Source organism: Komagataeibacter oboediens (assembly GCF_018491655.1).
Taxonomy (GTDB): Bacteria; Pseudomonadota; Alphaproteobacteria; order Acetobacterales; family Acetobacteraceae; genus Komagataeibacter; species Komagataeibacter oboediens.
The window spans coordinates 39,353-58,068 of sequence record NZ_JABLUU010000010.1 but is presented as its reverse complement, the minus strand read 5'-3'; the positions used below and the strand labels follow the sequence as shown (position 1 = coordinate 58,068).

Annotated in this window: 21 protein-coding genes and 1 tRNA gene; 13 read left to right on the top strand and 9 right to left on the bottom strand. The window is 63.7% G+C overall.

The annotated features are described in order from the left end of the window. The first annotated feature begins 142 nt into the window (after positions 1-142). The 3 genes from HNO79_RS09865 to HNO79_RS09855 all read left to right on the top strand — a co-directional run bounded on the left by HNO79_RS09865 (position 143) and on the right by HNO79_RS09855 (position 1,476). Positions 143-529: a hypothetical protein gene (locus HNO79_RS09865; RefSeq protein ID WP_010513050.1), complete on the top strand. Its 387-nt coding sequence runs from the start codon at positions 143-145 to the stop codon at positions 527-529. Positions 530-625: 96 nt separating this feature from the next. Further along, positions 626-1,132, top strand: coding sequence for an NUDIX hydrolase (locus HNO79_RS09860; RefSeq protein ID WP_010513049.1), 507 nt, complete (start codon positions 626-628; stop codon positions 1,130-1,132). Then, positions 1,129-1,476: a response regulator gene (locus HNO79_RS09855; RefSeq protein WP_010513047.1), complete on the top strand. Its 348-nt coding sequence runs from the start codon at positions 1,129-1,131 to the stop codon at positions 1,474-1,476. The genes HNO79_RS09860 and HNO79_RS09855 overlap by 4 nt, the downstream gene beginning before the upstream one ends. Positions 1,477-1,660: 184 nt before the next feature. Here the strand turns inward: HNO79_RS09855 and HNO79_RS09850 are convergent, their stop codons facing one another. Together HNO79_RS09850 and HNO79_RS09845 are read right to left on the bottom strand one after the other, a co-directional pair. Beyond that, positions 1,661-3,115: an ArnT family glycosyltransferase gene (locus HNO79_RS09850; protein ID WP_214164821.1), complete on the bottom strand. Its 1,455-nt coding sequence runs from the start codon at positions 3,113-3,115 to the stop codon at positions 1,661-1,663. Further along, positions 3,112-3,582, bottom strand: coding sequence for an Lrp/AsnC family transcriptional regulator (locus HNO79_RS09845; protein WP_010513045.1), 471 nt, complete (start codon positions 3,580-3,582; stop codon positions 3,112-3,114). The genes HNO79_RS09850 and HNO79_RS09845 overlap by 4 nt, the downstream gene beginning before the upstream one ends. A gap of 140 nt (positions 3,583-3,722) precedes the next feature. Between HNO79_RS09845 and trxB the strand changes: the two genes are divergently transcribed. Both trxB and HNO79_RS09835 read left to right on the top strand, forming a co-directional pair. Continuing rightward, on the top strand, positions 3,723-4,679 hold the full coding sequence (gene trxB, locus HNO79_RS09840) for a thioredoxin-disulfide reductase (RefSeq protein ID WP_010513044.1): 957 nt from the start codon (positions 3,723-3,725) through the stop codon (positions 4,677-4,679). Between the two features lie 106 nt (positions 4,680-4,785). After that, positions 4,786-5,670 (top strand): LysR family transcriptional regulator, encoded by an 885-nt coding sequence (locus HNO79_RS09835; protein ID WP_014104779.1) that lies wholly within the window; start codon positions 4,786-4,788, stop codon positions 5,668-5,670. A gap of 94 nt (positions 5,671-5,764) precedes the next feature. On the opposite strand, the gene HNO79_RS09830 is transcribed toward HNO79_RS09835, so the two are convergent. The 4 genes from HNO79_RS09830 to HNO79_RS09815 form a co-directional block, all read right to left on the bottom strand. After that, positions 5,765-6,061: an integration host factor subunit beta gene (locus HNO79_RS09830; protein WP_010513042.1), complete on the bottom strand. Its 297-nt coding sequence runs from the start codon at positions 6,059-6,061 to the stop codon at positions 5,765-5,767. A 26-nt stretch (positions 6,062-6,087) separates the two neighbouring features. Continuing rightward, positions 6,088-7,011 carry a signal peptide peptidase SppA gene (gene sppA / locus HNO79_RS09825; RefSeq protein ID WP_010513041.1) on the bottom strand — a complete coding sequence of 308 codons (924 nt, stop codon included), beginning with the start codon at positions 7,009-7,011 and terminating at the stop codon, positions 6,088-6,090. 61 nt (positions 7,012-7,072) lie between these two features. Continuing rightward, entirely contained in the window at positions 7,073-7,549 is a 477-nt protein-coding gene (locus tag HNO79_RS09820) for a MucR family transcriptional regulator (protein ID WP_048855740.1), read from the bottom strand. A gap of 222 nt (positions 7,550-7,771) precedes the next feature. Further along, positions 7,772-8,176, bottom strand: coding sequence for an ArsR/SmtB family transcription factor (locus tag HNO79_RS09815; protein WP_214164822.1), 405 nt, complete (start codon positions 8,174-8,176; stop codon positions 7,772-7,774). A gap of 199 nt (positions 8,177-8,375) precedes the next feature. Here HNO79_RS09815 and HNO79_RS09810 point away from each other — a divergent pair, with 199 nt between their 5' ends. The 4 genes from HNO79_RS09810 (at position 8,376) to guaD (ending at position 14,144) form a co-directional block, all read left to right on the top strand. Continuing rightward, positions 8,376-9,167, top strand: coding sequence for a sulfite exporter TauE/SafE family protein (locus HNO79_RS09810; RefSeq protein ID WP_010513037.1), 792 nt, complete (start codon positions 8,376-8,378; stop codon positions 9,165-9,167). A 45-nt stretch (positions 9,168-9,212) separates the two neighbouring features. Then, positions 9,213-10,436, top strand: coding sequence for a UdgX family uracil-DNA binding protein (locus tag HNO79_RS09805; RefSeq protein ID WP_214164852.1), 1,224 nt, complete (start codon positions 9,213-9,215; stop codon positions 10,434-10,436). A 106-nt stretch (positions 10,437-10,542) separates the two neighbouring features. Continuing rightward, positions 10,543-12,750, top strand: a complete 2,208-nt coding sequence (locus HNO79_RS09800) for an FUSC family protein (protein WP_010513034.1) — start codon at positions 10,543-10,545, stop codon at positions 12,748-12,750. Between the two features lie 44 nt (positions 12,751-12,794). Next, a complete protein-coding gene (guaD, locus tag HNO79_RS09795; RefSeq protein ID WP_010513033.1) occupies positions 12,795-14,144 on the top strand; it encodes a guanine deaminase in 1,350 nt (449 codons plus the stop codon). Positions 14,145-14,165: 21 nt separating this feature from the next. Here the strand turns inward: guaD and HNO79_RS09790 are convergent. Beyond that, positions 14,166-14,255, bottom strand: a tRNA-Ser gene (locus HNO79_RS09790). A gap of 247 nt (positions 14,256-14,502) precedes the next feature. Between HNO79_RS09790 and rplU the strand changes: the two genes are divergently transcribed. The 4 genes from rplU (at position 14,503) to proB (ending at position 17,489) form a co-directional block, all read left to right on the top strand. After that, positions 14,503-14,817, top strand: a complete 315-nt coding sequence (rplU, locus tag HNO79_RS09785) for a 50S ribosomal protein L21 (protein ID WP_010513032.1) — start codon at positions 14,503-14,505, stop codon at positions 14,815-14,817. A 63-nt stretch (positions 14,818-14,880) separates the two neighbouring features. Beyond that, complete coding sequence (rpmA, locus tag HNO79_RS09780) at positions 14,881-15,150, top strand: 50S ribosomal protein L27 (protein ID WP_010513031.1); 270 nt, start codon at positions 14,881-14,883, stop codon at positions 15,148-15,150. 153 nt (positions 15,151-15,303) lie between these two features. Continuing rightward, entirely contained in the window at positions 15,304-16,341 is a 1,038-nt protein-coding gene (obgE, locus tag HNO79_RS09775) for a GTPase ObgE (protein ID WP_214164823.1), read from the top strand. Continuing rightward, entirely contained in the window at positions 16,338-17,489 is a 1,152-nt protein-coding gene (gene proB / locus HNO79_RS09770) for a glutamate 5-kinase (protein WP_214164824.1), read from the top strand. Before obgE ends, proB begins: the two co-directional genes overlap by 4 nt. Before the next feature lie 113 nt (positions 17,490-17,602). Here proB and HNO79_RS09765 read toward each other — a convergent pair whose 3' ends face one another. Both HNO79_RS09765 and HNO79_RS09760 read right to left on the bottom strand, forming a co-directional pair. Then, complete coding sequence (locus HNO79_RS09765) at positions 17,603-18,355, bottom strand: hypothetical protein (protein WP_214164825.1); 753 nt, start codon at positions 18,353-18,355, stop codon at positions 17,603-17,605. Between the two features lie 66 nt (positions 18,356-18,421). Continuing rightward, on the bottom strand, positions 18,422-18,697 hold the full coding sequence (locus HNO79_RS09760; RefSeq protein ID WP_010513026.1) for a DUF2312 domain-containing protein: 276 nt from the start codon (positions 18,695-18,697) through the stop codon (positions 18,422-18,424). Positions 18,698-18,716 lie beyond the last annotated feature (19 nt).

The following is an 18,716-nucleotide window of genomic DNA, read 5'->3' as shown; positions in this document are numbered from 1 at the left end:
ATAAACTAGGCTTCCAGCATGAGCTGGCAACATATTGCAAGGGTGGGATAGTCTTTCCCGCGCAGATAGCACAATATATACGTGTTCAGGCAGGCCTGTCTTTGCCTGTCGGCTGGACAAACCGGATCATAATGGCTGTTTCATGACTGCACGTTCAATCCTGCTGCTGGCGGGCGCCTGCCTTGCCTGCCTTTCCCCCGCCCCTGCACGCGCCGATGCACAGCATGACCCGCAGGGCCTGTGGACGGGCCAGCTTGTCACCGACAGGGGCAACTGCAGCACGGAAACCGCCAATACCTCCACCCTGCAGATCGGGGCGAAACAGCTGACATTCACCCCCGCCGACGGGTCCCTCGCGCTGGTTGGCATACCGACGAAGGCTGCAACGCATTACCATGCCGAAGCCCTGGTCAAGCAGCCATCGGGCGCCCCCTTTCCCATGGTGTTTGAAGCCCGCCCCGAAGGGGACACCATGGTCGGCACATACGGCACCCCGCGCTGCCGGGCGCATATCGTGCTGAAACGATAGGCTTTTTCGTATCGACCCGCCCCAGTTCACGCAATCGGGAACGGAGTGGTCCGATACAGGCATGGATGCCGGGCCGCGATCCGATATATTCCCCATATGTCTGATAACATGACAATTGCTGGCGCTGTTCTGTCCATCGTGGTGCGCGATGGGCGCATGCTGCTGGTCTGCCGGCGCAACCCGCCCGATCAGGGGCTATGGGGTTTTCCCGGTGGTCGCATTGAATATGGCGAAAGCTATCTGGACGCGGCCGCGCGCGAACTGCGCGAAGAAACCGGCTTCGTGACCCATGCCGAAGGCACGCTGACCGCCTTCGACCTGATCGACCGCGACAGCACGGGCCATATCCGTTTCCACTATCTGATCGTGGCGGTAAAATGCCACGACAATGGCTGGACAGACATCGCGGCGGGCGATGACGCATGTGATACGGGATGGTTTGACCTGGCGCAGGTACGCGCCAGCCCCGCAGCCTTCAGCCCCGGCCTGCTGGAACTGGGCGCGCTGGCCCTGTCCCCGCGTGGCATCGCCCCATGGCCGGTGGCAGCACAGGTACGCACCCCCGCCCCCCATTCCTCCCGGACCGAAAGCATCCCGTCATGACCCAGATTTCTGCCCTGATTGTCGAAGATGAGGCGACGATAGCGGAACTGGTCGCCACCATGCTGGATACGCAGGGGATCCGCGCCACCATAAGCCACGACGTGGCGGGGGCGATGCAGCGGATCGAGGATGGCGACTTCTCCCTCGTGCTGGTTGACCTGACGCTGCCCGATGGCAACCCGGACGGCTTCATCGCAACCGCCCAGAAGCGGGGATGCCATGTGATCGTGATGAGTGGCGATCCCGACCGGCTGGCTGGCTACGCGCCGCTGCCGCTGCTGGAAAAGCCCTTCCGCATGAAAACATTGCTGGAACAGGTCCGTCAGGTTGCCCCGGCAGCCTGATGTCCTGCGCCGACAGAAGGCAGCAGGAACAGCGTGCGAGGTTTCTATCCCGGCCAGCCTGAAACGCGCGCGAAGCTGAGGGATGTTTCCCGGTCGCGCTGTTTTCAAAAAGCGTCACCTTTTTGAAAAAGGCTACACCTGAAAACTTTTATTATTTATCAATAGTTTAATTTGAAACAGCCGGTTACGGCGTGGAAAGACGCACGATACTGTCGCGCTGCGCGGGCGACAGGTCGGCACGCAGGGTGACGCGGTACAGGTCAACGCGTTCGGCCACCCGCCCGCGCCGTCCGCGCACCAGCGTACCGACCGGCTGGACGGATGTGAACACATCGCGATCAAAACCACGGCGTGGGTTACAGACCATGATGCCCGCCCCCGAGACATCATGCGGCAGGTTGAACAGCGCCCAGCGCGGCTCCATCCCCACCACGACCCGACCGGGCAGGACGCGCGCCAGTTCCGCTGCCGTGCCGTAATCACATGCGGCAATGAAATCACCCTGCCCCGCATGGTCTTCAATCCGGACGGCCAGATCCCGCCAGCCTGCCATCTGCCGCAATGCGACATCCGTATGGGCGGACAGCGGCAACAGGCCGAATAAGGCCTGTATGTAAACCAGCGCGCCAATCACGATGCCACCTGCAGCCGCCCACCGCCCCCAGCGCCACGCCACCGTGGCCGCGCCCACCGCCAGCATGGGGTAGATCACCACCGGCCAGTTCGCCTGCACACGGTCGCCTATGGCATGCTGCACAAACACGCAGGCAGGCAGCAGCGTCATGCACGACAGCAGCGCGGCACCCGCATCCCGCCGCGCACGGCGCAGCAGGACAACCTGTCCCCATATGAAAAAGGCAGCGATGCCCGGCGTCATCAGCCCGAGCTGCCCCATCACCAGTTCGGTCAGGAACTGCAGCGCCCGCCCCGGATGCCAGTCTGCCGTGCGCCCACCCTGCCGGGCAAAACTGGCCCAGCCATGCCGCGCGTTCCACCATATTACGGGGGCAACGCACAGGGCCGACAGGACCGTTGCCCCCATAAGCCCCGGCACCTGCCGCAACAGCCATGCACGCCGGTTGACTGCCTGCATCACGAGCCACAGGGCAATACCGGCAACGGGCAGGACGGCGGTATATTTGCTGTCGCACGCCAGCCCGGCGGCAAGCCCCGCAACCAGCCACCAGCGCGCCCCGGCCCCCGCCACGACACGCCCCATGGCCCAGAGCAGCACGGACAGGAAGAACATCACCGGCATGTCCGGTGTTATCACAACAGACTGAATTGCCAGTGCCAGAGTCGCCTGCAACATGACACAGGCACGTATGCCCCCTGCCCGCCCCGCATCGGGCAGCAGGTCACGCACGGCACGGAACACGAAGGCGGACACCCCCGCCCCTGCAAGGACACCCACCAGCCGGACACCAAGCGCGTCATCCCCGCCCAGTTTCATGCCCAGCCATATCCACGCCGCCACCATGGGCGGATGGTCCAGATACCCTGCGGCGGGCGCGAACGCCCACAGCCGGTAATACGCTTCGTCAGGGGAAAGTGGCAGGATACCGGCCACAGCCAGCCGCATACCGGCCAGCAGCACAAGCAGATACAGCCACCACCACGGGCTGTATCGCGCCGTCACACAGGCACGCCCGGGCGGTTCAGGCTGGTGCGGATGGTCTGCAGCGTCTGCACCCGCACCACGTGCGGGGCCTCGGTCAACTGGCGGGTCAGCAGGTTTTCATGTGTCGCGTCCCGCGCCACCAGCCGCACAAGGAAATCCCCCCCGCCACGGATCATGTGGCATTCGCGCACTTCCGGCCAGCCCGAGACCTGGCTTTCAAATGCCGAAAGCACCGCTTCCTTCTGGCTGTCCAGACCGATCAGCGCAAACAGCGTGATCGACCACCCCAGCCGGGTGCCATCCGTATCGGCATGGTAGCCGCGAATGACATGATCTTCCTCCAGCCGCCGCATGCGGCGCAGGCACGGCGGGGCGGATATGCCCACGCGCCGCGCCAGTTCCACATTCGTCATGCGTCCGTCCAGCTGAAGCTCGGCCACAATCCGACGGTCAATCGCATCCAGATCAGCCATCCGTTCCGCCATGCCTGTTCCATCTTTCGCAAAGGGGCGGCTGTCACGCCCATACGCCGCAATAATGACGCCCTTCCTACTCCAACCCTTGCACGGACGCCAGTGGACGACCATACCAAAGGAAATTGTGACGATAGGGTTTTTCTGATCTCATGCCCCAGACGTGTTCTACCGACCTGCTTGTCATTGGCGCGGGTCCCGCCGGCTACACTGCCGCCATCTATGCCGCGCGCGCGAATCTCTCCCCCGTACTGGTCGCGGGCCTGCAGCCCGGCGGCCAGCTCATGATCACCACGGATGTCGAGAACTATCCCGGTTTCGCCAAGGGCGTGCAGGGACCGGACCTCATGATGCAGATGGCCGAACAGGCCGGCAATGTCGGCACCCGTCTTATGGATGACATCATCGTCTCGTGCGATTTCAGCCGGACCGACGGGACAGGCCGCTTCTATGCCACCGGCGATTCCGGCACGGTGTACGAAGCCCGCAGCGTGATCATTGCAACCGGCGCGCAGGCCAAATGGCTGGGCGTGCCGGGGGAGAAGGAATTCCAGGGCTCCGGCGTGTCGGCCTGTGCCACATGCGACGGCTTTTTCTATCGTGGCAAGCGCGTGGCCGTCATCGGTGGTGGCAATACGGCGGTGGAAGAGGCCCTGTACCTGACCCATCACGCCAGCCACGTCACCCTGATCCACCGCCGCGACAGCCTGCGCGCGGAAAAGATCCTGCAGGACCGGCTGCATGCCAATCCCAAGATATCCGTCATATGGAACAGCGCGGTCGAACGCATAACCGGCAGCGGCACGCCACCCGTGGTCACGGGGGCGGACCTGCGCAACACCGTGACCGGCGCGATTCAGCATATCGATGTTGATGGGGTATTCGTTGCCATTGGCCATGCCCCCAACACCACAATTTTCCGTGATGTGGTGGAGATCGACACAGACGGTTACATCGTCACCACGCCGGGCAGCACGCGCACCTCGGTTTCCGGCGTTTTTGCCGCAGGTGACGTGCAGGACAAGATCTTTCGCCAGGCGGTGACCGCGGCTGGCACCGGGTGCATGGCGGCACTCGAGGCCGAACGCTTCCTTGCGTCAGCGCAGTAAGGAATCAGGAAGAGTCCTTGACCTGCCCTCGCATTTCCTTCACCACAACGACTTAGTGTCATAACACTTGGCGCGCCTTTTATAGATAGCAAAGCGGAGTCAACGCGTGGACTGGGATAAACTCCGGATATTTCATGCTGTAGCCGAGGCAGGGTCCTTCACCCATGCCGGCGACGTGCTTAACCTGAGCCAGTCTGCGGTGTCGCGGCAGATTTCAGCCCTGGAAGAGGCGCTGCAGGTCCCCCTTTTCCACCGGCATGCCCGGGGGCTGATCCTGACCGAACAGGGTGAGACACTGAACCAGACGGTTCGGGAAGTCTTTTCCAAGCTGGCCATGACGCAGTCCCTGCTGACGGAAAGCAAGGAAAAGGCGGCAGGCCGGCTGCGGGTCACGACCACGACCGGGTTTGGCACCTGCTGGCTGACGCCACGCCTGCACCGGTTCATGGAAACAAATCCGGACATTTCGATCACCCTGATCCTGGAAGATAACGACCTGGATCTGGGCATGCGCGAAGCGGATGTGGCGGTGCGCATGCACCCGCCCCGCCAGCCGGACCTGATCCAGCGGCACCTGGCGGACTTTCCGCTGCCGATCTATGCCTCGCAGTCCTATCTCAATGATTACGGCACACCCCGTACGCTTGAGGAACTGAACGCCCACAAGCTGATCCTGTTCGGGGGGTACCACCCACCCGTGCCGCACATCAACTGGCTGGCTGAAACCGGTGTCCCGTCGGATGAACGCCGTCAGGCCCGGCTGGAGGTCAACAGCCTGGCGGCCATGGCGGGCGCGATTGCCGCAGGCATCGGAATCGGGTCGATCCCGCTTTATGCGGCGTCACAGTACCCCAACCTGGTCAAGATCCTGCCGGAAGTGCCGCTGCCCACGGTGGACGCCTATTTCGTGTATCCCGAGGAATTGCGCACATCCAAGCGCGTGGCGGTATTCCGCGATTTCCTGCTGGCGGAAATCAACGCCCGACACTGATACGCCAGCCACTGCGATGCCTGTATGAAAACACCGCGCCGGGTCTGCCCCGGCGCGGTGTTTTTTATGAGCCGATCATGAAAGCTGACCGGTATCAGTCGACCGTCTGGTGGGAGCGGTTGACGCGTTCGCGCAATTCCTTTCCCGCCTTGAAAAATGGCACGACCTTTTCCTCCACCGACACGGTTTCGCCCGTGCGGGGATTCCGTCCCGTGCGGGCGTCACGTTTCTTGACCGTAAACGCGCCAAAGCCACGCAGTTCCACCCGGTCCCCCCGCATCAGCGCATTGCTGACTTCCGCAAAGATGACCTGAACAATACGTTCCACTTCCCGTATCGGCAGATGTGGACGGGCAGCGGCAAGTTCGGCAATCAATTCCGATCTGGTCATCCTGTTCCCCTAGCTTAAACAAGAAATTAAAGTTTCCAGATCGCAACGGCCCCGTCAAGCGCGGTACTTTCGTTCAACAGAATTTCCGCACCCGGCACACCGGACAGAAGCCCCGAAATCCACCGCCGCCAGTTGATGCGCGTGGCGGCAGGACCAATATCCGTCACCCGCACGGTATCGGGCAGGTGCGTGGCCCCGACCAGCCATTTGCGCGCGTCATCCATGGATCCGATCTGGTCCACCAGCCCCAGCGAAACCGCCTGCTGCCCGGTATAGGGACGACCATCGGCCAGCTGCCGGACACGGTCAACCGGCATATGGCGGTCCTGCGCCACGACATTCACGAAAAAACCATACAGGTCGGAAATCACGCCCTGCAGCATCTCCCGCCCCTCGGGCGACAGCGGCTGCACGACAGAAGGCTGCCCCTTCATCGGCCCAGAGACAAGCTGGTCCACATGCACCCCCACCCGGTCCAGCAGGCCAGAGACATCCGGGGATTCCAGAATGACGCCGATGGACCCGGTCAGGGTGGAACGGTTGGCGAAAATACGGGCCGCAGGGACAGACACCATATACCCCGCCGATGCCGCGACCCCGCCCATGGACACCACCACAGGCTTGCGCCGGGCAAAGGCGGCGACGGCATCATGCAGTTCCTCGCCCCCGGTTACGGCGCCGCCGGGGCTGTTGACCTCCAGCACCAGCCCCCGGACCGAGGCATCATCGGCCGCCTTTTTCAGGGCCTCGACATTCTCATGCGGATCGGAGGGGATGACCCCCTCCAGCTTCAGGTGGACCAGATGCGGCGCGTGGCCGCCCAGGCCGCCGGCACGGGCCATGGCCACAATGCAGGCAAGGACAAAAAAAGCCACGGCCCCGCCGCGCCAGAACATCAGGCGCCGACGCAGTGCGGTGGCATGCAGCAACATATCGGGATCAGTATCCATGATCGTGCAATATCATGGATACCGCCCATACCGAAGCAGGACTAGGAAACGCGCGTCATCCTTACGCCTTGCGGCGGCGGCGCGTGGGGCGGGCGGGTTCATCGCCAGTGGCGGAAGCTGCGGCGGCCGCCGATGCGGCGGTGATCTTGCGGCCAAGGCCGATTTCACGCGCAAGGCTGGAACGGCGTTCGGCATAATTGGGCGCGACCATGGGGTATTCGGCGGGCAGGCCCCAGCGTTCACGGTACTGCTCGGGCGTCATGCCATAGGCGCTTTGCAGGTGGCGCTTGAGCATCTTGAGCTTTTTGCCGTCTTCCAGGCAGACGATGTAGTCGGGAAAGACCGAACGCTTGATCGGCACGGCAGGCTGGAGTTTTTCAGGCTCTTCCGCCGGACGGCCGGCCATGGCCAGCGCCTGGTACACGTTGCGTATCAGGTCGGGAAGCACGTCTGCCGCAACGCTATTGTTTGAAACATGCGCCGACACGATCTGTGTCGTCAGTTCCAGACATGAAAAATCCTGCTCAGTATCAGACATAATTTATTCCGTGCCTCTATATTCAACCACACAGTCGCGACATCTTCACGAACCTTGATTTCAAGGACATATACTGCCTTTTCAATAAATACAATACGACTCACCAGTCAGGAGCCTTATTGCCTGGCGGATATATTATATAGAATACTTCGTCATAAATAACGTCTTCAGAACATAATGTTCATTTTTGTACAAATTCGTTGCAACATGTATCAATCCCGCTCAGACATCGGTGCTGATACGTGCGAAACAGGCCGCCGTGCCGTCCTGTGTCATAACAGGGGGGGCTTTCTTCCTGCGCAATACTCCGCTCAACTGTTCGGTATCAAACTCCGGACCGCAGGCCGCGCAGATCAGGCGAATACGCATTTCCTCCATACTATCCTTAATACTGTAAATGACCTGCCGGGCCTCCTTGCGCGTTATAACGATCTCCGCACGCCGAAGTTCCGCAAGCTGCTGGCTCAGGGTCGGCTGGCCGATGCCGGTTTCGGCTTCAATCTGACCGACGCTCTTTTCTCCCTCCAGCAGGCAGGCCAGCACCATCAGCCGCTGCGGCTGGGCCAGCAGGCGCAGCCGCTGCACCAGGTTTTCTGCAATTTCACGTGTTCTGGGCAGGTTATTCATGCCACGGACCCCCTTCGACAGTTCCAGATCCCATCGTACCATATCCCCCACAGGGCGAACACAGGACAGGGCTTGATAAAATAGATACATAATATATTAAATAGATAAATCATTAGCGCACCCACCCCGTTCGGGAGCACCTGCATGACTGACCGCGCCGCGCACGCATATATGGCCACACTGCCCGCCGGGGGCACGCATGCCTGACGCCATCCATACCCTGCTGGGGCTGTGCAGCGGCGGCGTCATCGGGTTTACGCTGGGGCTGGTGGGCGGCGGCGGTTCGATCCTGGCCGTGCCGCTGCTGCTGTATGTGGTCGGCATTCCCGACCCGCACCGGGCCATCGGCACCAGCGCGCTGGCCGTCACCATCAACGCATTGTGCAGCCTGGCCAGCCACGCACGTTCGGGCAACGTGCGGTGGACATGCGCGGCCCTGTTCGCATGCGCGGGCATATTCGGCGCGCTGGCCGGGGCTGCGTGCGGCAAGGTGATCAACGGGCAGCACCTGCTGTTCCTGTTTGCGATCGTCATGATGGTGGTGGGCGCGCTCATGGCGCGCGGCGGGCGCAAGCCGGGCCCGCAGGCGGGACAGGATACCCCACGCCCGGCAGTGCTGCCTGTCGTATCATACGGAATCCTGACCGGGTTCTGTTCGGGTTTCTTCGGTATTGGCGGCGGCTTCCTGATCGTGCCCGCCCTGCTTGCCGCGACCGGCATGCCCATGCTCAACGCCATCGCCACGTCGCTGGTGGCGGTCTGCGCCTTCGGACTGACAACGTCGGTCAGTTACGCGGTCGCGGGCCTGGTTGACCTGCCCATGGTGGGCATCCTTGTCGCGGGCGGCGTAGTGGGCAGCGCCGGGGGCGCCACGCTGGCGCGCCATCTGGGCCAGCACCCGCAGCGCCTGCGCATGATTTTTGCCTGGCTGATTTTTATTGTGGCACTCTACATGATGTGGCGCAGCGCGCGGGCCATGGGCCTTGCCTGACACCCCGTGGCCGCCACGCGCCGCCATGACCCGGAAGCCACGCCCATGCCACAGACCACCATAGCCCTTGCCCACTCCATCGACTTCGCACGGTGGCGCGCGGCAACCCGCGACCTGGTGACCCGGCGCGTGCCGCCGGACGACATCGCCTGGCACATCACGCCGGGCGATGCACCTGCCGCGGCGGCGCCATCCCCCGCCGACCAGCCTTTCCGCATCCCGCGCGAAACCATGCAGCTGGCGGCGGACGTGGTGCAGTCCATGCTGCCCGACCGCTTTACCCTGGCCTACGGCCTGATCTATGCCCATGTGACGGGCACCGACATTGCACCATCCGACCTTGCACGGATGGAGGACGCGGCCAAAACCGTGCGCGCGGAGACCGTGCACCTGCGTCACGACCTGTTCACCCTCATGCAGCGCAGCGGGGCGAACGACACCTGGCACGGCACGCTGGATGCCACGACCTACGCCCCCGAAAGCAATGCGCGGTTCATGACCTTCCAGCTTTCGCTTGCGCCATGGCGGCTGTCACTGCCAGGACGGCGGATGGAGTGGACCGGCAGGGAACTGCTGCACGGGCAGGACGATGCCGTGGCCGCCCCCCTCGCCTTCAACAGCCTGCCGCCGCCCGCCATGCCGCTGGTCACCGACCTCGACATTCCCCGCATCACCGCCCTGCCCGCCGTGGCGCTGGCGGCAAAAACGTGCCGGATCTGCCCCATGGCCCGCCGCGCCACCCAGACGGTGTTTGGCGAAGGCCGCAGCGACGCGCGCATGATGTTCGTGGGTGAACAGCCGGGCGACAGGGAAGACATCGCCGGCCGCCCCTTTGTCGGCCCGGCGGGGCAACTGTTCGATCGCGCCCTGCTGGAGGCGGGGATCGAACGTGATGACACGTATGTGACCAATACCGTCAAGCACTTCAAATTTCGCCCACGGGGCACGCGCCGCATCCATGAAAAGGCGGGGCCGGAGGAAATCGCCGCCTGCGCCCCGTGGCTTGCGGCGGAACGGCGGATCATCCGCCCGCATGTGCTGGTCATGCTGGGGGCCACGGCGGCATCCGCCCTGCTGGGCCGCCATGTCACGATCGGACGCGAACGCTCGCGCGCGATCACGCTGGAGGATGGAACGACAGGGGTCGTAACGGTTCACCCCTCCTTCCTGCTGCGCGTGCCTGATGAGGATGCGCGCACGCGTGAATATGCCCGCTTTGTCGCGGACCTGCGCCTGGCTGCCGATCTGCGGAGCGCACCCCCGCCATAATCCCGCCACGAGGAAAGCCGATGCCAGATATGCACTAGCGACACCATTACGTGATGCAAAGATGCGTTATGGATAACGCGCCCCTTGTCGCCGGAAGCCGCATATCGTGCCTGCAGACCTCAATCTTCTGCCCTCTTTCATAACCCGTATTTTCAGCGGAAAACATTTCCCCACCCTGCGCGCCCCCGGCTACGCGCGGATGAGTGGCCTGAAATGGCTGTATGCCCCCACGCCAGAAGCCCTGGCCTTTGCGGTACGCACCACGTTCGCGGCACTTATGGCGCTGACCATCGCCATGTGGATGGAACTGGACGATCCGCCATGGGCGGCCATGACGGTATGGATCGTCGCACAGGGGTCGCGCGGGGAAAGCCTGTCAAAGGCACGGTGGCGACTGGTGGGCACCGCCATCGGGGCGACCAGCGCGGTCATCCTTGTCTGTTCGTTTCCACAGGCGCCATGGCTGTTCTTCCCCGCCATCAGCATATGGATCGGGCTGTGCTGCATGTGCGCGACGCTGGTGCGCAACTTCCGGTCCTACGCGCTGGTGCTGTCGGGCTATACCTGCGCCATCATCGCGCTGGCCGCGACGCGTGACCCCGACAACATCTTCATGATCACCATGTCGCGCACGTCCTACATCGTATTGGGAATCGCGTGCGAAACACTGGTGGCGGTCCTGTTCGCGCACAACCTCGCCTCCTCCGCGCGGCGCAACATGCGCCAGAAGATCCAGATGGCGCTGGGCAGTTCGACAGACGCGGTGGCCAACCTCCTGGCGGGGGACGAGGCGGCCTTCATCCGCTCACGCGCGCTGTTCGGCACGATCCTGAGCATCAATGACCAGATCGAGTTCAGTGAAGTCGAGATGGGCCCCCACGGGCATGAAGGCGACCATGCACGCGCGGCCCTTGCCGCGGTATCGGTCCTTCTGTCGCGCGGACTGGGCATGATGGCGCGTATCAAGGCGCTGGGCACCACCAATGAACAGTTTACCGAAACGTCGCTGCTGACGCGCACTTTCCTGCTGGGCGTGCCCGCGCGGCTGGAGAACGATGCCGAGATCCCGCACATACAGCAGGACCTGCAGGACCTGCGTGGCGTGTGCCGCCAGCGCATCATCGACGCACTGACCCATGAAATCAGCATGGCCCCAACGTCCGAAACGCTGGAGGTGGACGACCTGCTGAACTGCCGCATCCTGCACAACGCGCTGGATGAACTGCTGGGGGAACTGGAACAGGCCATTACGGAATTTGATGCCAGCCAGCACGAAATCCGTGGCGACCATTTCCATTTCCGCATCGAGGCGCACCGCGATTACAAGGAAGCCGCCTATAACGGCATCCGTGCCGCCGTGGCCATCGGCGCGTCCGCCCTGATATGGGAAGTGACGGCATGGGCCAATGGCATCGGCTTCATCACCATGGTCGCCGTGACGTGCGGGCTGTTCGCCACGCGCGAAAACCCGGTGGTAGGCACCATGAACTTCCTGCGCGGGGCGTGCTGGGCGGTGTTTGTCTCGGGCTTCCTCGTGCTGCTGTTCCTGCCGCGGCCTGCGGAATTCGAAATGCTGGCCGCCGTCCTCGCCCTGCCCATGATCGCGGGCGGCCTTGCCGCGCGCAACCCGGCGACGGCGGGGGCCGCAGCATCGTACTGCCTGTTCCTGCCCAACCTTGTCGGCCCGGGCAACCAGACGCGACTGAACGAAATCGCATATTTCAATGCGTCCTTCGCGCTGCTGTGCAGCATCGGCTTCGCGGTGCTGATCTTCCGCGCGGTGCTGCCCTTCGACAATGATGAAGAACGCTGGCGCATGCGCAACCGCACGCTGCATGACCTGCGCCACCTGGCATCCGCCCAGCCCATGCCACGCACGCAGTCGTGGATCGGGCGCAATACGGACCGGTTCTCGCGCCTGATCCGCCATGCCGGCCCCACGCCCACTCCCACGATCGAGGCCTACCTGCAGGGCACGCTGTCGGCCATGACCATCGGGCTGAACATCATCCGCCTGCGCACGGTCATGGAACGTGGACAGCTCCCGCCCGCGGCAAACCGTGCCATTGAACTGTTCCTCAGCCGCATGTCGCAGTTCAGCGGCCGGTACGGGCGCTTTGGCCGCACGGCACGCGTGGCGCGCGGGGCGACCCGCAGCCTGCGCCGGCTGGAGGCGACGGAAACCAACATCACCTCGCGCATCGAGATCACGCGCGCCATTGCCTACCTGCTGGTCATTTCCTATGAATTGGGGGCAAACGCAGCTTTCCTTGATGCCTCCCAGCCCTATCGCATGACCGACGGATCATCATGACGCGCCCCTGACATGCGCCGGGCCAGTGGAGAACGGAGCCAACCATGACCACTGCCCCAGCGCCCTCCGCCCCCGCAGCCCTGCGCGGGCATATCGTGACCTTTCGCGGCAACCCGTTCCTCATGCCGCCGCAGGATGCGCTGGTGGACGAACCCGACGGGCTGGTGATCATTGCCGGCGGTCGCATTACCCATGCCGGGGCGTATGACGCCACCATCGCCCACCTGCCCCCCGGCACGACGGTCACGGATTACCGGGGCTGCCTGATTTCGGCAGGGTTTGTGGATACCCACGTCCATTACCCGCAGTTGCCCATGATCGCTGCGTACGGCGAACAGCTTCTGGAATGGCTGGAACGCTATACCTTCCCCACCGAAAGCCGCTTTGGCGATGAAGCCTACGCCACCACCATCGCACGGAAATTCCTTGGTGAACTGCTGCGCTGCGGCACCACCACGGCGGCGGTGTACTGCACGGTGCACCCGCAGTCGGTCGACGCGTTCTTCGGCGAATCCACCCGCCTTGGCACGCTGATGGTGGCAGGCAAGGTGCTGATGGACCGCAACGCGCCCGATTACCTGCGTGATACGGCCCAGAGCGGGTATGATGACTCCCGCCGCCTGATCGAACGCTGGCATGGCCGCAACCGCCAGCATTATGCCGTCACCCCCCGCTTCGCCCCCACCAGCACGCCCGAGCAGCTTGAACTGGCGGCCGCGCTGCTGAAAGGCGACGATACGCTGTTCATGCAGACCCACCTTGCGGAAAACCGGGCGGAGGTCGCATGGGTGGCCGAACTGTTCCCCGACAGCCGGTCCTACCTGGATGTATATGATCGCGCGGGACTGGTTCGCCCGCGCAGCGTGATGGGACATGGCATCCATATTGATGAACATGACATGTGCCGCTGCCACGAAAGCGGCTGCGCGCTGGCGCACTGCCCCACGTCCAACCTGTTCCTGGGCAGTGGTGCGTTCAGGCTGTTCGACGCCATGGACGCCCGGCGCCCGGTGCGCACGGGACTGGGCACCGATGTGGGCGGCGGCACCAGCCTGTCGCACCTGCAGACCATGAACGAAGCCTACAAGATCGCGCAGATGACCGGAAAGCGGCTGCACCCGGTGCAGGCCTTCTGGCTGGCGACACAGGGCGGCGCGCAGGCGCTGCACCTTGATGACCGCATCGGCACGGTGGCTGCGGGCATGGATGCGGACCTGTGCATACTGGACCCCAATGCCACGCCGCTGCAGGCCCTGCGCGCGCAGATGTGCGACAGCACGGCCGACGTGCTGTTCACGCTCATGATGCTGGGCGATGACCGCAGCATCCGCGCGACCTGGGTGGGCGGGCGGCTGGCGCATGACCGCGACAGCGGCGGCACGACAGGAATGTAGGGAAAAACACACGCGATGCAGTGGCGGAGAGGGTGGGATTCGAACCCACGGTACGCTTGCACGCACAACGGTTTTCGAGACCGCCCCGTTCGACCGCTCCGGCACCTCTCCAACTGCACGCGGTGATGCAGCGGCTTATAGGGGCGTGCGCGGGGCTGCGCAAGGGGTCTTTTTTCACCCCCTGCGGCGAAGATAAAAAATATTGACCTGTGGCGGCACACCCAGTAAAAGCCCGCATTCACCCCGCGCGGACGGGGAGCCGCTGCAATCGCGGCCAATATAAAAAAGCGACTGGGCCGTGCCGCCTGCATCCGGACGATGCCGCGCACGCCAAGAGATCGGAAAGATAGATAAAGACATGTTTGCAGTTATCCGTACCGGCGGTAAGCAGTACCGCGTTGCCAAGGACGCCGTCCTGAAGATCGAAAAGCTGGAAGCCGAAGCCGGTTCCACCATCACGTTCGATCAGGTTCTGGCCGTTGGCGGCGAAGGTGGCACGACCATCGGCGCGCCGACCGTCAAGGGTGCGACCGTCACGGGCACCGTGATCGCACAGGACCGTCTGGCCAAGATCATCATCTTCAAGAAGCGCCGTCGGCAGAACAGCCGCCGCAAGAACGGCCACCGCCAGCCGGTGACCGTTGTGCGCATCTCCGCGATCAACGCCGCCTGATCCCTCGCCCGGTCGCGACCGGGCAGGTCAGATCAGAGATTTCAGTTTTAAGGAGTTCAGGCAATGGCACAAAAAAAGGCAGGCGGTTCATCCCGTAACGGGCGCGATAGCGCCGGACGTCGTCTTGGCGTCAAGAAGTTTGGTGGCGAAAGCGTCATCGCAGGCAACATCATCGTCCGTCAGCGCGGCACGAAGATGAAGGCAGGCGTGAACGTTGGCGTTGGCCGCGACCACACCCTGTTTTCGCTGGTGGACGGACATGTGAAGTTCGAACGCCGCGCAGAAGGCCGGGTGCATGTTTCCGTGCAGTCGCTGCCGCTGGCAGCGGAATAAGGTTTACGCCTTAATCACTGCGGGAATACCCGAATTGAAGGGGGCGGTCATTCTGGCCGCCCCTTTTTCGTATGATGCCGGATTGCATTTTCTGGTATCATGCTCGCACACAGGGCGCGCGCATGACAGGCCGCCCCGACCGGATCGCAGGCAATGAAGTTTCTTGACCAGGCCAAAATCTATGTAAAATCCGGCGACGGCGGGGACGGTGTCGTCGCCTTCCGCCGGGAAAAATATATTGAATTTGGCGGTCCGGACGGGGGCAATGGCGGGCGCGGCGGCGATATCATATTCGAAGCGGTCGATAACCTGAACACCCTGATCGATTTCCGCTACACCCAGCATTTCCGCGCGCGCAAGGGCGGCAATGGCGCGGGGTCCGACCGTACGGGTGCGGCAGCGGAAACGGTTGTGATCAAGGTGCCGATCGGCACACAGATATTCGATGAAGACCGCGAAACCATGCTGGGCGATCTGGATGTTGCGGGCAAACGCCTGCTGCTGTGCCGTGGTGGCGATGGCGGGCGCGGCAACGCGCATTACAAGACCAGCACCAACCGCGCGCCCCGCCGCGCGGACAAGGGGTGGCCAGGCGAGGAACGCTGGGTCTGGCTACGCCTGAAGCTGATTGCCGATGTCGGGCTGGTGGGCCTGCCCAATGCGGGCAAGTCCACGTTCCTGTCCATCGTCTCGGCGGCGCGGCCCAAGATCGCGGATTACCCGTTCACCACGCTGCATCCGCAACTTGGCGTCGTGCGCCTGTCGGTGACGGAAGAATTCGTGATTGCCGACATTCCCGGCCTGATCGAGGGCGCGCATGAAGGCAGCGGGCTGGGCGACCGTTTCCTTGGCCATGTCGAACGCTGCGCGGTGCTGCTGCACCTGATTGATAGCACGGCGGAAGACGTGGTTGAGTCGTGGCGCACCATCCGCCATGAACTGTCGGAATATGGCGGAGGTCTGGCCGACAAGCCCGAAATCATCGTGCTGAACAAGATCGATGCCCTGATGCCCGAAGAAATCGAGGAACGCCGGACCGCGCTGGAACGGGCCTGCGGGCAGGATGTCATGTGCATGTCATCGGTCGCGCATCTCAATGTCGATACCGTGCTGCGCCGTCTGCAGGATTTCGTGACCCGCGACCGCGCGGAAAGGGCCGAACAGGAAAAGGGGGAGATCCCGGCCACATGACGGATACTGCCCTGCCCCAGCTGCGTACGGCGCGGCGCGTTGTCGTCAAGATCGGCAGCGCCCTGATTGTCGATCCGGCCCAGGCCGCCCCCCGCCAGCCATGGCTGGACAGCGTGGCCCAGGATATTGCGGCCCTGCGCGCGCAGGGCACGGAAGTGGTCGTCGTCTCCTCCGGAGCCATCGCGCTGGCCCGCCACCAGTTGGGGCTGACACGCCCCGTGCTGCGGCTGGAGGAAAAGCAGGCTGCGGCCTCGGTCGGGCAGATCCGGCTGGCGCAGGCATGGACCGATGCCCTGTCACGCTTCGACATTACGGCGGCCCAGCTTCTGCTGACGCCAGATGATACCGAAAACCGCAACCGTTACCTTAACGCACGTGCCTCGCTGAATACGTTGCTGGGGCTGGGCTGCGTGCCCATCATCAACGAAAACGACGCCATCGCCACGACCGAAATCCGCTTTGGCGACAATGACCGCCTTGCCGCGCGCGTGGCGGAAATGATCAATGCCGACCAGCTTGTCCTGCTGTCGGATATTGACGGGCTGTACACCGCCGACCCGCGCAACAACCCCGATGCACGGCACCTGCCGGTCGTGACCGAACTGACCGACAGTATCGAGGCCATGGGCGGCGCGCCACCGCCGGGCTACTCATCGGGCGGGATGCGGACCAAGCTCATGGCCGCGCGGATCGCGGCGCAGTCCGGCTGTGCCATGGCCATTACACAGGGCCAGCCCCTGCACCCGCTTGCCCGCCTGCGCGACGGTGGACGCTGCACATGGTTCCTGCCCGCATCCGACGCCCGTTCGGCCCGCAAGAGCTGGATCGCGGGCAGCCTGACGCCCGCAGGACAGGCCGTGATTGATGATGGCGCAATCCGGGCGCTGGCCATGGGATCATCCCTGCTGCCCGCGGGCGTGACCGACGTGACGGGGGATTTCGACCGGGGCGACCTGATCTCGGTCATTGACCGGCAGGGCAACCGGATTGCCTGCGGCCTTGCCGCCTATGCCGCCGATGACGCCCGACGGATCGCGGGACACCAGTCGGACGAGATCGAAGGCCTGCTGGGCTGGCAGGGCGCGGATGAACTGATCCACCGCGACGACCTCGTGCTACTGACGCGGGCGGAACCCGTGACACCCTGATCGCCCGCCCCGAAAACTTCGGGCGATCATGAGACAGTTTCCGGGAAAGCTTTTTCATAAAAAGGCGATACCCGGAAATGCCTTTCCATCAAATGGTTATCCCAGGCAGCCCCTTATTCAGGACGCGGCGGCCAGCGCAGGGTCGGCTCCGCGCGTGCGCCGCGTTCAGGCGGCCAGACCGATGCCCGCACCGGACGCGCGCCACGGCTGGCGGCATCATCGCGTGGCGGGTTCGTGCGGCTCCATTCAGACAGGGACGGCGTATCGCGGCTGTCGCGGCGGTCATCCTCCCCTGCCCCTTCGGGCGCACGGGGGACGTAGGGCCGCTGCGCCTTGCGCGCGGATGACAGTACATCCCACTCATCGGCAATGTCGTGCTGCCGTGGGGAAGCGCGCAGTGGTTCCGGCGCCCGGATAGGTTCCGCAGGCCGGATCGGTTCGGGACGTGGCGGCGGGCGCACCGGGGTCGCGGGACGGATGGGCTGCGCGGGCTGGGCGCGGGCCGCGCGGCGTTCATAGGCGGGAATATCGGTTTCATCCCCCATGCCGTCATAATCCGTGGCGGCGGGCCGCGTGGGCCCGGGTTCCCATACGGGGGCGGATGATGGCGCGGACGGGGGCACGATGTCAGGCAGCATGTCACCCGCGACGGATGCCGGGGTGGCAGACGCGTGCTGCCCCATCGCCAGGACCCGCAGTTCGGCCTGAAGGTCATCAAGCTGTATGGCCAGGTTATCCAGCCGTCCCTTCACGCCAAATACCGCGAAAGGCACCAGCAGCCACACCAGCGTGAACAGGATACCACCCACCAGCAGCACGGCCTGCGCCCACGCGGGCATCCATTCGGGAAAAAGGGACGACAGCATGTATCGCACCACCTGAACTGAAGTTACCCGGCAACGCGGGCGGAACCCGCCCGCGCCACCAGACCATTACATGCCCAGCGCACGGCGATAGATGTCGAGCAGGGTCTCCTGTTCTTCCACCTCCGCCGGTTCCTGCTTGCGCAGGCGGATGATCTGGCGAATGACCTTAACATCAAAACCGGCGGACTTCGCTTCGGTAAAAATATCCTTGATATCGCCGGCAAGGGCCTTGCGTTCTTCTTCAAGGCGCTCAACGCGTTCGATAATGCTGCGCAGGCGGTCGGCTGCGATACCGCCGACGGCGGCAGACTTGTCGTCCGCCTCGAAATTGTCAGCATTCATGGCAGGTGTCTCCAGATAT